Here is a 13,432-nt window from a genome sequence, read left to right as displayed (position 1 = left end):
ATGACGAAGGTGATTTCATCGCGCGAGATCGCGCAACAGCTTTCAAGTCTGAGTTCCCATCTAAACGGCTTGGAGCTTGAAGCGACCGAATTAGCGCTTGCTGCCGTTAGCGGGAATACCGATGCGGCCATGCGCCTTGCCGAAATCCGAAAGGAAATCGAGCGGGCGAAGGGCGACCGTGACATTCTGGAAAGTGCCAAGGCGGCGGCTATGGCGAAGGAAGTAGAGGCCGAAGATAACAACGACGAGGCAGAACGGGCGGCAGCGCTGGCCGAGGCCCAAACCCATGCCGGTGAACTTGTGAAGCTGGCAGATGATGCGGACGCTTTGATTGATCAGTTCAAAACTCTTATCGCGAAAATCGACGTTGCTGAACGCGCCGCTCACTTGGCTGTTCGTCGCAGCGGTATCCACAACCCCGGCTCTGTCGGGTCAAACAGCCTTGGAGAGCATGTCCTTTCGCGGCTTGATCTCCACGTCATGGGTTCCCGCCTGTTCGACAAACGTTCCGTCGCGCAAATCGCCTCCGCTGGCTGGCGCTTCATTCTCGAACTCGAAACTGATGAGGCAGCATAATGGCTGATATCGATCCTTCACACATTCTGTTTCCATCTGATGCGCCATCTGCCCCCGATCCCGCAATGAACCCGCTCGCCTTTGCCAAGGACGATGCAGCCGCGCGCCTCATGCGGCGCGTCGAACCGGCAGAGCAAGCGGGCCAGCCAGACGCTAAGCCCGCCGATGCCAAGCCTGATACGGACATCGCCAAAACCCTGTTTGGTGACACGACCAAACCAGATTACGAGGGTGCCGTTCGTGGTGAGCTTGAAACCTATCGCCTATCGGCTCACGCTGACGGTGACACAGAGCGAGCCGAGGCCCTTGGACACGCGACGCAGGCCCTTGCCGCCGACTTCGCTGCGAACGATACCGAACCCACGGATTTGAAAGAGGCGTTCGAGATCGTGCGTCACAGCGCCGGGATGGTGCCGCCTACGCTTGAGGAACGTGAGGCCAGTTTTACGGCTGGCATGTCTGAGGTGCAGTCGGCGGGAATATCCGATGCTGATCTGAATGCCGCTCGCTCATTCATCAGAGATTTGGAAACCGTATCGCCCGGCGTGGTTGCATCGCTCAACGCACATGGCGCTGGCAACGACATACGCCTAATCCGTAAGACGGTGGCAGAAGCTCGCAGGCGTGGTTATTGATGATTGTTGCCGCTACCGATCTGGAAGGTAGGGCGCGCGCTGTAGATTTCGCCATGAGGATTATTCGTGGCGATGTCTGCGCGTCAGACCGACGAAAGCGCTCGCTCTCATATGCGCTCGACGGCAATTATTTTGGGATCGATTGCGTTGACGATGAGCCGGGCGGCGGGGTTCGCGTAGGGATGGGGCGCTACAACTTCCCGATCTGGACTTGTCATCAGGGCGGCGAACTGGTCGGCGCTGCGATTTGCTCCGGTGCTGCCCCTGAGCTTCCACTGCGTTTGATGATGCTTGCCGTGCGCGAAGATTGCCGAGGAAGCGGCGTAGGTGGCGCGTTGGTGCGCCATCTGATCGATAGCGCGCCTGTCGTCGGCGTTGCCGTCAACGATGCCGGATTACGCAGATATTACGCTGAGCGGGGCTTTGCGCATTGGTACGGCGGTGCCTCTGGCGGCGATGTCGGTTTCACAAAAACTGTAAGCGGGCCGCGCGGCCTGCTTTTCGTGGTTCCCGTCGCGACTGATGAAGAGATCGCGGACGGTGAAAGGAGGTTGCTGCATGACGAATTGTCCACTTTGCCACGCGCCAGTTGATGTGCCTGATCTGGAAACGCTGGTTTTGGCGCGGAATATCACTGGGCGCGCTGAGATCGTGTTGCGCGAACTATGGCGCGCTGGCGGACATGGCGTAACAGAGAAAGCGATGATCGAGCCGCTATATGTCGATGACGTGAACGGTGGGCCAAGCGATGCGACCGCGCACCGACATGTGAAGCGCGCAATTCTTGATGCTGTCATTGCCATTGCGGGCAGCGGTGTCATGATCGTCCATACGGGCAAGGGCAGTACATCGGGTTATCGGCTGAGGTTCCAATGATGGGAGACAGCCCGTTGCTCTCTTGCTGGTCTCGTCAGACACTATGATCGGAGATACTGATTTTGATCGCGATGTTCGGCGGCTTGTCTTCCAGTTCATCGCGAGGCCGTCGCAGGGTTCGTCTTCCCTTCGTGATGGCCACCACTTGCTTAGTGCGTAACGTCCTCTCGCGCTGAGCCTTGAGAAACCCCGCCGCGATTAACGCTCGCACGGCGGGGTTTTTCATTGAGCAATTCGCTAATGTTCGCGCTCATACATCGCCGTTTATTCGACGAATATTCGACGTATCATCGCGAATGTTAACTAAGTAGTTGATTTTATTGGTACGCCCAAGGGGAATCGAACCCCTGTTTGCGCCGTGAGAGGGCGCCGTCCTGACCGCTAGACGATGGGCGCCTGAGCCATATTGCTGATATAAGCGCCAAAAGGAAAAAGCGCAATCCTTGCAGGCAGAAAGAAACAGGGCGGCAATCATGCCGCCCTGATCAGTTTGTCCCAGAGCATTTCCAGCAAAAGCGCGGTGCGGATTTGCGCAGGATAATGCTTTAAAACAAATAGATAGAGCGGTTCCACGATTCCGTATTAAACGGAACTGCTCTATTCGACATTGCCGAGCTTGATGCGGCCGATGATGCGGGACTCGCGATAATCATAGATGATGAGTTCCGTGCCGCCGTCCGGCAGCAGCGTTTCCAGCGAAAGTTCGTTGCCCGAAAGGCTTTGCGAAAGAAGGCGGGTACCGGGCGTCAGGTTGATCTGCGATTCGATCAGCTTCGGCGGCTCCGGCTTTGCGGGCGCAGGCGCGGCCTGTCCGGGAATATCGGAACGGGCTTCGTCAACCGGGGTTTCCGGCGCGCGATTGATCTTGTAGACAACGGCGACAAGCACCGCCATAAGACCGATCAGCATGACACCGATGGAGACGGCCAGAAGCCGGATCATTTTGCGGCGCACACGTTCCATGGCTGGATCAAGCGCGGGCTCGCCCTGTTCATCCGGGTAATAGCCCTGCTGATAGTCCTGATAACCCGAATCCTGATGATTCTGGTATCTTGGATAGTGTGGATCCTGCATTCAACGACTCCGGTTCGAACTGCGCCGTGTTACGGCGTGTGGCGCGTGATAGAGCATTTTGCAGCCAAATGGAAACATTTGACGTCGCATAAATGCGGTAAAATCAAGAGACAGAGCAGTTCTGACGATTTCGTTAAGACAGAGCCGCTCTCAACAAGGAAGACACGAGTGAAAGAGCTTACGACCGACTCCGATGCCACAGGCAAGCGTCTCGACCAGTGGCTGGCCGCAGCATTGGGGCCGGACCTCTCGCGCAGCCGCGTGCAGTCCCTCATTGCCGAAGGCCATGTGACCATCGACGGCGTGCCCGCCCGTGAAACCAAGCAGAAGCTGCGCGAAGGCATGACAATCGCCCTCGTGCTGCCTGAACCGGAGCCAGCCGAACCGATTGCCGAGAACATCCCGCTCGATATTCTCTACGAGGACGATGATCTCATCGTGATCAACAAACCCGCCGGGCTTGTCGTTCACCCCGGCAACGGCAACTGGGCGGGAACACTGGTCAATGCCCTCATATATCATTGTGGCGATAGCTTGTCGGGCATCGGCGGAATCCGCCGCCCCGGCATCGTCCATCGCCTCGACAAGGATACGAGCGGCGTCATGGTCGTTGCCAAGAACGATCTTTCACACCGGCATCTGAGCGAACAATTTGCCGACCATGGCCGCACCGGAGATCTGGAGCGCGCTTATCTCGCCCTCGTCTGGGGCATGACCGAACGCCCGCAGGGCTACATCGACGCCCATCTCGGTCGCTCGCACCGCGACCGCACCAAGCAGGCCGTGGTCAATGAAGAGCGCGATGATGCCCGCCACGCCATCACCCATTATGCCACGGTCGAAAAATTCGGCCCCCGCGAAGACGCGACCGCCCTCGCCTCGCTCGTCGAATGCCGCCTTGAGACCGGCCGCACACATCAGATCCGCGTGCACATGGCCCATATCGGCCACCCGCTTGTCGGCGACATGGATTATGGCAGCGCCTACAAGACCAAGGCCAACAAGCTGCCGGAACCGCTGAAGGAGGCCGTGCGCGGTTTCCACCGGCAGGCCTTGCATGCCTTTCTTCTGGCTTTCACCCATCCGTCCACCGGGGAGCTGATGCGTTTTGAAGCGCCGGTGCCGGAAGATATGGAGCACCTTCTGGAAAATTTCCGGAAGCATTCTATATAATACTGGCAACCGTCACGGTTGGCCGGAAGGATGGACAACTGATAGGTCTGAAGGCTGACCAACACCAGGATCCGGGGCGCGGTTGTGGTGAAAACCGCTCTCTCAACACCAAAGCATTTCCCCCAAGCGCGAAGCGGTTTCGTGCCGGATGATGCTTGAAAACAAAGAGATGGAGCATTTCCGGTGACAGGGAAAATGCTCCGCCACCTTACATTTCATACGATTTGCGAAACCTTTGGCCCTGACCAACGTTCACATTGTAGTGACAGTTTGTTTCATGAGTTAAAGGATCGTGTTTTTGCCAAAATCATGCCTATATATGGAGGCTCGCGAGAGGGAAGTGCAGGAGGCAGCCCCCGCGACAGGTTCGCCAGACGGGAACCTGAAATCATAAAGGAGGGTGCTCTATGGCCCAGATGAATCTCCCAAGCATCACGTCAGGTGACGGCGGTCTTACCCGTTATCTGGAAGAAATCCGACGTTTTCCCATGCTTGAGCCGCAGGAAGAATATATGCTGGCCAAGCGTTATCACGAACATACCGATCCCAAGGCCGCTCACAAGCTGGTGACGAGCCATCTGCGTCTCGTGGCCAAGATCGCCATGGGTTATCGCGGCTATGGCCTGCCGATCGGTGAAGTCATATCGGAAGGCAATGTCGGTCTCATGCAGGCCGTCAAGCGTTTCGAGCCTGAACGCGGCTTCCGTCTTGCCACCTATGCCATGTGGTGGATCAAGGCTTCGATCCAGGAATATATCCTGCGCTCGTGGAGCCTTGTGAAGATGGGCACGACCGCCAATCAGAAGCGCCTGTTCTTCAATCTGCGCAAGATGAAGAGCAAGATTCAGGCGCTCGACGACGGCGACCTCAACCCCGATCAGGTCAAGCAGATCGCGACCAAGCTCAATGTGAGCGAAGACGAAGTGGTGTCCATGAACCGCCGCCTGTCCGGTGATGCCTCGCTGAATGCGCCGCTGCGCGCTTCGGAAGGTGAATCGGGCGAATGGCAGGACTGGCTGGTCGATGACAGCAGCAGCCAGGAGCAGATCCTGATCGAACAGGACGAGCTGGACAACCGCCGCTCCATGCTGGAACAGGCGATGGATACGCTGAACGACCGCGAACGCCGCATTTTCGAGGCCCGCCGCCTCTCCGACGACCCGATGACGCTGGAAGATCTTTCCAGCGAGTTCAGCATCAGCCGCGAGCGCGTGCGCCAGATCGAAGTGCGTGCCTTTGAAAAGGTTCAGGCCGCGGTCAAGGCCGCAGCTTTCAAGCAGCAGAAGGCGCTGAACCATGTCGAGGAAGCGCACGCCTAAAGCGCGTTTCAGATATGCTCTGCTGATCTTTTTACTGCCGCAGAATGGGAAACCATTTTGCGGCAGAACTATTTGAATACTACCGGCCCGCCTCGCCCTTCGCGAGTTCAAACCCCTCATCCATCCAGCCTGTCAGTCCGCCCGCCATGATCTTGACGGGACGGTAGAGGTTGGCGAGCCGCAAGGCGCCCCGTGCTGCGCCATTGCAATGCGGCCCGGCGCAGTAGGTGACGAAAACCGTATCCTGCGACCACTCCGCCATCTTTGACGCGATGATCTTCCCGTGCGGCAGATTGATCGCGCCCGGTATGTGACCTTCCGCAAAAAGCGCTGGGCTGCGCACGTCCAGAAGCACGAAATCGGCGCCCTTCGACAAGGCGTCGTGCACGTCCGAACAATCGGTTTCGAAGGTGAATTCTGCCGCGAAATGTTCGCGGGCCACCCCGCTCGGTGCCGGTGAAATGGCCGTCACGGCTGATCTTTTCCCGGTCTTGGGTGCACTGTCCATGGACGATCTCCTGTTGTCTTCAGGAAGATTTCGCCTATTTGCCAATGCGCTTGCAATTGGCGAGATTGACAATATACGTAAAGATAATGACAAACCGCACACCAGACCTGCAAGGCCCGCTCGTCGTGGCGCTTCTCTATGACCGGCTTTGCACTTTTGAATTCGGCATCGTCGCCGAAATCTTTTGCCTGCCCCGGCCGGAAATGGGACCGGGCTGGTATCGCTTTGCCAGTTGCCCGATTGAAGAGGGTCCGCTGCGCGCGCATGGCGGTTTGCTCATCACACCCGATGGCAGTTCCGACCTGATCGATGAAGCCGACATCATCATCGTTCCGGGCTGGAAAGGTGCGGACATTCCGGTGCCGGAAGCGGTCAGCGAAAGGCTTCGCCGCGCGCACCGGCGCGGGGCACGTCTTGCCTCCATCTGTTCGGGCGCGTTCGTGCTGGCCGCGACGGGGCTGCTCGACGGCGGCACCGCGACCACGCACTGGCGCCATGCCGAGGCACTGCGCAAAAGGCACCCCGAAATCGATGTCGATGATGCGTCGCTCTACCGCGAACATGATCGCATATTCACCTCGGCTGGAAGCGCGGCGGGAATGGACCTCCTGATCGAAATCGTGCGTCAGGATTTTGGGGCGCTCGCCGCGAATTCGGTTGCCCGGCGGCTGGTCATGCCCGCCCATCGCACCGGCGGGCAGGCACAGTTCCTGGAACGGCCAGTGACGAGGCGCGAGGGCACGGCAATCAGCCCGGTCCTGGACAGGATGCGCGCCAGTCTGGCGGCGGAATGGACAATCGGGCGCATGGCGGCGGAGTGCCGGATGAGCCCGCGCACTTTCCTGCGGCGCTTTGCCGAAGCGACCGGCGCTACCCCCGGCGACTGGCTCACCATGGAGCGCGTCGCAGCGGCAAAGGAACTGCTCTCGCAAGGAGAGGCAAGCATCGACGATATCGCCGCTTCGGTCGGTTTTGGAAGCGCCCACACGCTCCGCCATCATTTCCGCCAGAAGATCGGCATCAGCCCGGCGGAGTATCGCAGGCGCTTCCTCGTCGAAACCGTCATCCAACCGATATAAAACCGTCAAACAACTGTAATGGATTGGCTTTAGGGACGAGGGCGTGTTTCACCCCAGCTTCAAGGTCATCCCATGAAAAAGCTCCTGCTCGCCGCAGCTATCGCGCTTACCGCTGCCACCGCCGCATCTGCTTCCGAATATGTCTCCTTCCTCGATTATCCGCAGAAGGAACAGGACGGGAAGGAGTTCTTCACGGCCATTGAAATCCCGCAGGGCAGCTTCACCAAATACGAAATCGACGACAAGACCGGCCATATCGTGGTCGACCGCTATCAGTCCATGCCTGTGGTCTATCCGGCCAACTACGGCTCGATCACCAGCACGCTTGCCGGTGACGGTGACCCGCTCGACGCGCTGATCTACACGCGTGAGCCGATTGTTCCGGGCGCGATCATCAAGGTTCGTCCCATCGGCGTCCTGAAGATGATCGACGGCGGCGACCAGGACGACAAGATCGTTGCCGTGCCGACCACGGACATCGATCCGACCTATGACAACATCAAGGAAATCACCGATCTGCCGAAGATCGAACAGCAGCGTCTCGAAGCCTTCTTCCGCGTCTACAAGCAGCTGCCGGAAGGCCGCAAGGTCGTGGAACTCGCAGGCTTCGACAGCGCGGAAGCCGCGCAGAACGAAGTCGCCAAGGCAATCAAGGCCTTTGCCGAAAAGAAGTAATCCTGATCGCCAGCAAACAAAAAGGCCGCTCGAAGCGGCCTTTTTTCGTTTCGCAGGAAGATTAATTCGCACCCAGTACGTCGTTGAACGCCTTCTCGCCGGGCACGCCTTTTTCAAGGCTGATAAGGGCGCGGCGGCCATTGCGGTAGGAGATCGGAATATCGATCCATTGCAGGCGTCGCATCAGCGATAGATTGGTATCCTGCGCGGTGCGGGCGTCGTTCAGCCATACGATGAAGAAATTGTCGCCGATCTTCGATGGGACGGCGATCAGCGGATTGCCTGCCGCCTGTTCCGTGTCCTTGAAGGTAACGCGCTGCACATTATCCACAACGCCTCCGGAGAAGCCCTCGGGCACCGTGAAGACCATTTCGATCAGATGGCTTGCTGGAATCGACTGGTCCGTGTTCTTGCGAATGGTCATCTTCAGCTCGACCTTGCTCGTCGGCATCGTGACGGTTGCGCGCACGGCGGGCTGCGCTGGCTGGCCGTCTTCCGGGCTTTCCTCGATCACCGACCAAACCACATTGCCGCGCTCGACCGAATCCGACCCGGCACCGCCGCGCTCTTCATAGAGAAGCGCCTGCTGGCCGACGGCGACGGTCTGGTTCTGTCCGGGCTGCGCGCCCGCTGGCGAGTTCGTCTCGGCAGGTGCAGGAGTGGAAGCGGCGGTGGAGGTGCCCTCCCCGATCCCGTTCGCGCCACCGGCAGGCCCGCTATCGGTTTCGCTGCCGTCCGGCATCAGCCGCTGCGTCAACTTCTGCTCGCCCGCTGGCTGTTGCGGTTGTTCCGGCGTCTGTTCGCCGCCCGTCGTCGCCGCATTGCTGTCGGCTGGCGGCGGCGTCGTGTCTTGAGGCTGTGTCTGGCTGTCGGAACCGGTCGCAGGCGCGTCGCTGCGGCCAAGGCTCGACGCGAGTTCCTGAATCTTGTCCTTGTTGTTCCAGACAACGTAACCGGCGGTTCCGAGAGCCAGAACTGCGATCAACGCGACAACCAGCCCCTTATAGGAGCGCTTTTCCTTCTTGGACGTGCGCTCGATATATTCGCTGCGGCGGGCCTGCGCCTTTTCCTTGGCGCGATCCAGCTTCCAGTCGTCGTTGCGCTCGGCCACGAAAGCCGGTTCGTCGTCATCCTCGTCGGAAACGCGGTCGCGGCGTTCATCCTGCGGGGCGGCGGAAAATGCAGGCTCGTCGTCTTCATGGGACGGCGCGCGATCCACAGCAGCGCGATTCGCCTCCTGCAGAAAATCATCCAGCGCATCCTCGACCGGCTCCGGCGGGCTGGCGGGCGGAGCATAAAAGGCTTCGACCTCAGCAATGGCGTCTTCGAGAATATTACGCTGGCGGACAGCCACGGCCTGCGAGGCGTTTGCCGTGACAAGCTTCTGCTCGATCGTTGCACGCGCTTTCGCATAAACGCGCTGGCGCAATTCAGGAGTCTTGTCCGCCTGCGCATCGATCGTCTTTTTCAGTACCGCTACAAAATCCGCCATTCCGTCTTACCCGGTTTCCGCCCGTCCAGATGAACAATAAGCACAGGATGCAATAAATGTCCCAATAATCACAATAATCAAGGGAAAGCAAAGTCTCCGGCTACGATTTAGCGAAGACTTTCAAAACGATGCGGTGAAATAGTGGCAAAATTCACCCTGTTGCGAAGCTTTATGCAGCCGATTGCGTTCTTTGTACAACGGCCGAAACGAAATCGGAGCAGCTTCCGAAAAAGCCGCTCCGAACATATCGCTCATTGACTGCAAACAATCAGTCGTGGAACGGATCGGTGACGAGGATGGTATCCTCGCGTTCCGGGCTGGTGGAAAGCATGGCCACCGGCGCGCCGATCAGTTCTTCGATGTGACGGACATATTTGACCGCCTGCGCCGGAAGATCGTTCCACGAACGCGCACCTGCGGTCGTTTCCGACCAGCCCGGCAGCGTTTCATAGATCGGTTTGACGCGGGCCTGCGCCCCCATGGAGGACGGCAGATAGTCGATGCGCTTGCCATCGAGTTCATAGGCGACGCAGATCTTGATTTCATCCAGGCCGTCGAGAACATCGAGCTTGGTCAGCGCGATGCCGGTAATGCCGGAGGTGCGGACCGTCTGGCGCACGATCACGGCGTCGAACCAGCCGCAGCGGCGCTTGCGGCCTGTTACCACGCCGAATTCATGGCCCTTGGTGCCGAGGAATTCGCCGATCTCGTCATTGAGTTCGGTCGGGAACGGGCCTTCGCCGACGCGGGTCGTATAGGCCTTGGTGATGCCGAGCACATAGCCGATGGCCGTCGGGCCGAGGCCCGAACCGGCGGCAGCCTGACCGGCAACCGTGTTGGAGGACGTCACGAAAGGATAGGTGCCGTGGTCGTTGTCGAGCAGTGCGCCCTGCGCGCCTTCGAACAGGATGCGGTCGCCCGCCTTGCGGCGTTCGTCGAGAACGCGCCAGACCTGATCGATATAGGGCAGGATCTGGTCGGCAACCGAGGTCAGCTCGGTCAGAATGGTTTCGACCGCGATTTCCTCAAGGCCCATGCCGCGGCGCAGCAGATTGTGGTGGGCGAGCAGGCGCTCAACCTTCGGCTCAAGCGTTTCCGGCTCGGCCAGATCGATGACGCGGATGGCGCGACGGCCAACCTTGTCTTCATAGGCCGGGCCAATGCCGCGCTTGGTCGTGCCGATCTTGAGGCCCGAATTGGAGCCTTCGCGCATGGCATCGAGATCGCGGTGGATGGAGAGGATGAGCGGGGCATTTTCGGCAATGCGCAGCACGTCCGGATTGATGTCGATGCCCTGCGCGCGCAGTTTCTCGACTTCGGAAACGAAATGATGTGGATCGACAACGACGCCGTTGCCGATGACGCTCAGCTTGCCGCGTACAAGGCCGGATGGCAGCAGCGAAAGCTTGTAGCTGACGCCGTCGATGACCAGCGTATGACCTGCATTATGACCACCCTGGTAGCGCACGATGACATCGGCGCGTTCGGACAGCCAGTCAACGATCTTACCCTTGCCCTCGTCGCCCCATTGCGACCCGACGACAACCACATTTGCCATTGAAGAAACTCCTTGGCTTCTATTTGAAAATCCAAGGATCGAAGCGGCCCGGTCATCGCCAGCTGAGGCTACAGGGTGCTGATCCCTCGTCTCTATACAGATTGAAACGGGATTGCGCGACTCTTTCGTGCAAGAAATTCCCGATTTTTGAACGCCAACTGGAACGAAGGGCGCTTAGATCGTTTGAGATTCACGCTATGGAGAGGCGAAAATGGTATTCTTTGAGAACCGGAGCGGAATGTACATTTTAGTACATGAGCACCGGAAGCTCAAAAGAATGCCATTTGCAGACCTCCAGAGCGTGAATATCTACGATCTATCCGGCGCGGACCATATAAAGCGCATCCTCCGAATAGCTTTTCAGCTTTTCCTCGAGCGCTGGGAGATCGCGGACGACAAAGCCCTTCTTTTCCCAGAAGCCCTGCGAGCCGTTGACGGCGACGAGCGACATGGTGACGAAACCGTCGCGCTCGGCCTGCAAGGCCATCAGCTCGACTACGCGAGTGGCGGCACCGCCGGAGCGGGCTTCGGGCAGAAGTGCGATATCGTGGATGTAATAGGTATTGGTGTCTTCCGGCAGCGCGCCCAGAACAGCGTTGAGGGCCGGAACCGTATCGAGCTTCCACGGGTGGCTGACGCCGTAACCCAGAATCTCGTTCTCGCGGGCCAGCACGAAGCAGCCTGCCGGATAGAGTTTGAAGCGGTCCCGGAAGACCGCCTCATCTTCGAAGAAATCGAGATGGACAACATTGGCGACGGCGGTCACGCTCGCAATATCATGCTCGTGCATGCGCCGCCATTCCGGCTGTACCATCTCTTCAACCATTTTCTCAAACTTCTCCGACGTTGAACTCAAGCGGTGTTGCCGCCTTGATTGCCTCTTGAGCCGTCAGTTCGTCAAGTGCTGCCTGTGGAATCTGTTCATCCACATAGAGCATGGCAATCGCGTCGCCACCCGGATGGTCGCGTCCAAGCGAGAAGTTTGCGATATTGACATTGTGCTTGCCGCAGATCGTGCCAAGCAGGCCGATCATGCCCGGAACGTCCTTGTTGGTGACGTAAAGCATGTGCGGACCGACCTCGGCATCGAGATTGATTCCCTTGATCTGGATGAAACGCGGCTTGCCGTCCGAGAAGCAGGTGCCCGCGATCGAACGCTCGCGCAGGGTGGTCTTCACCGTCAGCTTGATATAGCCGTCGAAGATGCCCGACTTGTCGCGCTTGACCTCCGAAACGATGATGCCGCGTTCCTTCACCATGATCGGCGCGGAAACCATGTTGACGTCGGCAACCTGCGGACGGATGAGACCGGCGAGGGCCGCGCTCAGAAGCGCGCGCGTGTTCATCGTGGCGGTGGAACCGTCGAACAGCACTTCCACTTCCTGGATCGGCTCGTCCGTCACCTGACCGACGAAGGCGCCAAGCACATCGGCAAGCTTTACGAACGGCTTGAGGCGCGGCGCTTCTTCCGCCGTGATCGACGGCATGTTGATGGCGTTGGAAACGGCGCCCTTCACGAGATAGTCCGACATCTGTTCGGCCACCTGAAGCGCGACATTTTCCTGCGCTTCCGCCGTCGACGCGCCAAGATGCGGCGTGCAGACGACATTCGGCAACGAGAACAGCTCGTTCTCCGTCGCCGGTTCCGTTTCGTAGACGTCGATACCGGCGCCTGCGACATGGCCGGATTTCAGTGCTGCCACCAAGTCCTTTTCCACGATCAGCCCGCCGCGCGCGCAATTGACGATGCGCACGCCCGGCTTGGTCTTGGCGAGGTTTTCCGCGTTGATGATGTTGCGGGTCTTGTCGGTCAGCGGCGTGTGCAGCGTGATGAAATCGGCGCGGGCGAGCAGTTCGTCCAACTCGACCTTTTCAACGCCCAGTTCCTGCGCACGGGCTTCGGACAGGAACGGATCGAAAGCCACCACATGCATTTTCAGGCCGATGGCGCGGGTCGCGACAATCGAACCGATATTGCCGCAGCCGACGACGCCGAGCGTCTTTCCGGTGATTTCGACTCCCATGAAGCGGTTCTTTTCCCACTTGCCGGCGCGGGTGGATGTGTCGGCTTCCGGCAATTGCCGCGCGACAGCGAACATCAGCGCGATGGCGTGTTCTGCCGTGGTGATCGAATTGCCGAAAGGCGTGTTCATGACGATGATACCGCGGCGCGAAGCCGCCGGAATATCGACATTATCGACGCCGATACCGGCGCGACCGACGACCTTGAGCTTTTTGGCGGCGGCAATCAGCTTTTCCGTGACCTTGGTGGCCGAACGGATCGCCAGACCGTCATAATCGCCGATGACTTCGAGAAGCTTTTCCTTGTCCTTGCCAAGATCAGGCAGATAGTCGACTTCCACGCCGCGATCCTTAAAAATCTGGACGGCAGTGGGCGAAAGCTTATCGGATACGAGAACGCGAGGTGCCATTGAGGCCTCCTTCAAACATTTTCAAACCATGCATT

General features: G+C 58.9%; 14 protein-coding genes and 1 tRNA gene. 8 read left to right on the top strand and 7 right to left on the bottom strand.

What is annotated here, in order from left to right; translation table 11 throughout:
- The 4 genes from ACS5UA_RS15860 to ACS5UA_RS15845 are packed head-to-tail and all read left to right on the top strand — an operon-like array spanning position 1 to position 2,087.
- Positions 1 to 576: a hypothetical protein gene (locus ACS5UA_RS15860; protein ID WP_443101504.1), complete on the top strand. Its 576-nt coding sequence runs from the start codon at positions 1 to 3 to the stop codon at positions 574 to 576.
- Positions 576 to 1,211, top strand: a complete 636-nt coding sequence (locus ACS5UA_RS15855; protein WP_443101503.1) for a hypothetical protein — start codon at positions 576 to 578, stop codon at positions 1,209 to 1,211. Before ACS5UA_RS15860 ends, ACS5UA_RS15855 begins: the two co-directional genes overlap by 1 nt.
- Positions 1,211 to 1,804, top strand: a complete 594-nt coding sequence (locus ACS5UA_RS15850; protein ID WP_180881399.1) for a GNAT family N-acetyltransferase — start codon at positions 1,211 to 1,213, stop codon at positions 1,802 to 1,804. Before ACS5UA_RS15855 ends, ACS5UA_RS15850 begins: the two co-directional genes overlap by 1 nt.
- The gene (locus ACS5UA_RS15845) at positions 1,770 to 2,087 is read left to right on the top strand and encodes a hypothetical protein (protein WP_443101502.1); all 318 of its coding nucleotides are present in this window, start codon (positions 1,770 to 1,772) and stop codon (positions 2,085 to 2,087) included. The genes ACS5UA_RS15850 and ACS5UA_RS15845 overlap by 35 nt, the downstream gene beginning before the upstream one ends.
- Positions 2,088 to 2,408: 321 nt before the next feature.
- Here the strand turns inward: ACS5UA_RS15845 and ACS5UA_RS15840 are convergent.
- Together ACS5UA_RS15840 and ACS5UA_RS15835 are read right to left on the bottom strand one after the other, a co-directional pair.
- Positions 2,409 to 2,483, bottom strand: a tRNA-Glu gene (locus ACS5UA_RS15840).
- Positions 2,484 to 2,684: 201 nt separating this feature from the next.
- Positions 2,685 to 3,161, bottom strand: coding sequence for a hypothetical protein (locus tag ACS5UA_RS15835; RefSeq protein ID WP_021587980.1), 477 nt, complete (start codon positions 3,159 to 3,161; stop codon positions 2,685 to 2,687).
- A 168-nt stretch (positions 3,162 to 3,329) separates the two neighbouring features.
- On the opposite strand from ACS5UA_RS15835, the gene ACS5UA_RS15830 reads away from it, so the two are divergent.
- Both ACS5UA_RS15830 and rpoH read left to right on the top strand, forming a co-directional pair.
- Positions 3,330 to 4,334 carry an RluA family pseudouridine synthase gene (locus tag ACS5UA_RS15830; RefSeq protein ID WP_021587981.1) on the top strand — a complete coding sequence of 335 codons (1,005 nt, stop codon included), beginning with the start codon at positions 3,330 to 3,332 and terminating at the stop codon, positions 4,332 to 4,334.
- A 407-nt stretch (positions 4,335 to 4,741) separates the two neighbouring features.
- A complete protein-coding gene (gene rpoH / locus ACS5UA_RS15825) occupies positions 4,742 to 5,653 on the top strand; it encodes an RNA polymerase sigma factor RpoH (protein ID WP_006467693.1) in 912 nt (303 codons plus the stop codon).
- A gap of 79 nt (positions 5,654 to 5,732) precedes the next feature.
- Here rpoH and ACS5UA_RS15820 read toward each other — a convergent pair whose 3' ends face one another.
- Positions 5,733 to 6,161, bottom strand: coding sequence for a rhodanese-like domain-containing protein (locus ACS5UA_RS15820; RefSeq protein ID WP_021587982.1), 429 nt, complete (start codon positions 6,159 to 6,161; stop codon positions 5,733 to 5,735).
- Positions 6,162 to 6,247: 86 nt separating this feature from the next.
- Here ACS5UA_RS15820 and ftrA point away from each other — a divergent pair, with 86 nt between their 5' ends.
- Positions 6,248 to 7,240, top strand: a complete 993-nt coding sequence (gene ftrA, locus ACS5UA_RS15815) for a transcriptional regulator FtrA (RefSeq protein WP_443101501.1) — start codon at positions 6,248 to 6,250, stop codon at positions 7,238 to 7,240.
- Between the two features lie 72 nt (positions 7,241 to 7,312).
- The gene (locus ACS5UA_RS15810; RefSeq protein WP_006467695.1) at positions 7,313 to 7,915 is read left to right on the top strand and encodes an inorganic diphosphatase; all 603 of its coding nucleotides are present in this window, start codon (positions 7,313 to 7,315) and stop codon (positions 7,913 to 7,915) included.
- A gap of 61 nt (positions 7,916 to 7,976) precedes the next feature.
- Here the strand turns inward: ACS5UA_RS15810 and ACS5UA_RS15805 are convergent, their stop codons facing one another.
- The 4 genes from ACS5UA_RS15805 to serA form a co-directional block, all read right to left on the bottom strand.
- A complete protein-coding gene (locus tag ACS5UA_RS15805; RefSeq protein ID WP_021587984.1) occupies positions 7,977 to 9,407 on the bottom strand; it encodes a transcriptional regulator in 1,431 nt (476 codons plus the stop codon).
- 268 nt (positions 9,408 to 9,675) lie between these two features.
- On the bottom strand, positions 9,676 to 10,965 hold the full coding sequence (locus ACS5UA_RS15800) for an adenylosuccinate synthase (protein ID WP_006467698.1): 1,290 nt from the start codon (positions 10,963 to 10,965) through the stop codon (positions 9,676 to 9,678).
- A gap of 316 nt (positions 10,966 to 11,281) precedes the next feature.
- A complete protein-coding gene (locus ACS5UA_RS15795; RefSeq protein ID WP_021587985.1) occupies positions 11,282 to 11,791 on the bottom strand; it encodes a GNAT family N-acetyltransferase in 510 nt (169 codons plus the stop codon).
- A gap of 4 nt (positions 11,792 to 11,795) precedes the next feature.
- Entirely contained in the window at positions 11,796 to 13,397 is a 1,602-nt protein-coding gene (serA, locus tag ACS5UA_RS15790) for a phosphoglycerate dehydrogenase (protein WP_021587986.1), read from the bottom strand.
- Between the last annotated feature and the right edge of the window lie 35 nt (positions 13,398 to 13,432).

It is taken from the genome of Brucella sp. RRSP16, from assembly GCF_052246815.1.
In the GTDB taxonomy this organism is placed as follows: Bacteria; Pseudomonadota; Alphaproteobacteria; order Rhizobiales; family Rhizobiaceae; genus Brucella; species Brucella intermedia.
Note: the sequence above shows the minus strand (reverse complement) of the source record. Positions and strands in the feature narration are given on the sequence as shown.

What these genes read in the sequence shown, in the direction of transcription:
- ACS5UA_RS15860 (WP_443101504.1), top strand. Translation starts at nt 1, where the DNA reads ATGACGAAGGTGATTTCATCGCGCGAGATCGCGCAACAGCTTTCAAGT.
- ACS5UA_RS15855 (WP_443101503.1), top strand. Translation starts at nt 576, where the DNA reads ATGGCTGATATCGATCCTTCACACATTCTGTTTCCATCTGATGCGCCA.
- ACS5UA_RS15850 (WP_180881399.1), top strand. Translation starts at nt 1,211, where the DNA reads ATGATTGTTGCCGCTACCGATCTGGAAGGTAGGGCGCGCGCTGTAGAT.
- ACS5UA_RS15845 (WP_443101502.1), top strand. Translation starts at nt 1,770, where the DNA reads ATGACGAATTGTCCACTTTGCCACGCGCCAGTTGATGTGCCTGATCTG.
- ACS5UA_RS15835 (WP_021587980.1), bottom strand. Translation starts at nt 3,161, where the DNA reads ATGCAGGATCCACACTATCCAAGATACCAGAATCATCAGGATTCGGGT.
- rpoH (WP_006467693.1), top strand. Translation starts at nt 4,742, where the DNA reads ATGGCCCAGATGAATCTCCCAAGCATCACGTCAGGTGACGGCGGTCTT.
- ACS5UA_RS15820 (WP_021587982.1), bottom strand. Translation starts at nt 6,161, where the DNA reads ATGGACAGTGCACCCAAGACCGGGAAAAGATCAGCCGTGACGGCCATT.
- ftrA (WP_443101501.1), top strand. Translation starts at nt 6,248, where the DNA reads ATGACAAACCGCACACCAGACCTGCAAGGCCCGCTCGTCGTGGCGCTT.
- ACS5UA_RS15810 (WP_006467695.1), top strand. Translation starts at nt 7,313, where the DNA reads ATGAAAAAGCTCCTGCTCGCCGCAGCTATCGCGCTTACCGCTGCCACC.
- ACS5UA_RS15805 (WP_021587984.1), bottom strand. Translation starts at nt 9,407, where the DNA reads ATGGCGGATTTTGTAGCGGTACTGAAAAAGACGATCGATGCGCAGGCG.
- ACS5UA_RS15800 (WP_006467698.1), bottom strand. Translation starts at nt 10,965, where the DNA reads ATGGCAAATGTGGTTGTCGTCGGGTCGCAATGGGGCGACGAGGGCAAG.
- ACS5UA_RS15795 (WP_021587985.1), bottom strand. Translation starts at nt 11,791, where the DNA reads ATGGTTGAAGAGATGGTACAGCCGGAATGGCGGCGCATGCACGAGCAT.
- serA (WP_021587986.1), bottom strand. Translation starts at nt 13,397, where the DNA reads ATGGCACCTCGCGTTCTCGTATCCGATAAGCTTTCGCCCACTGCCGTC.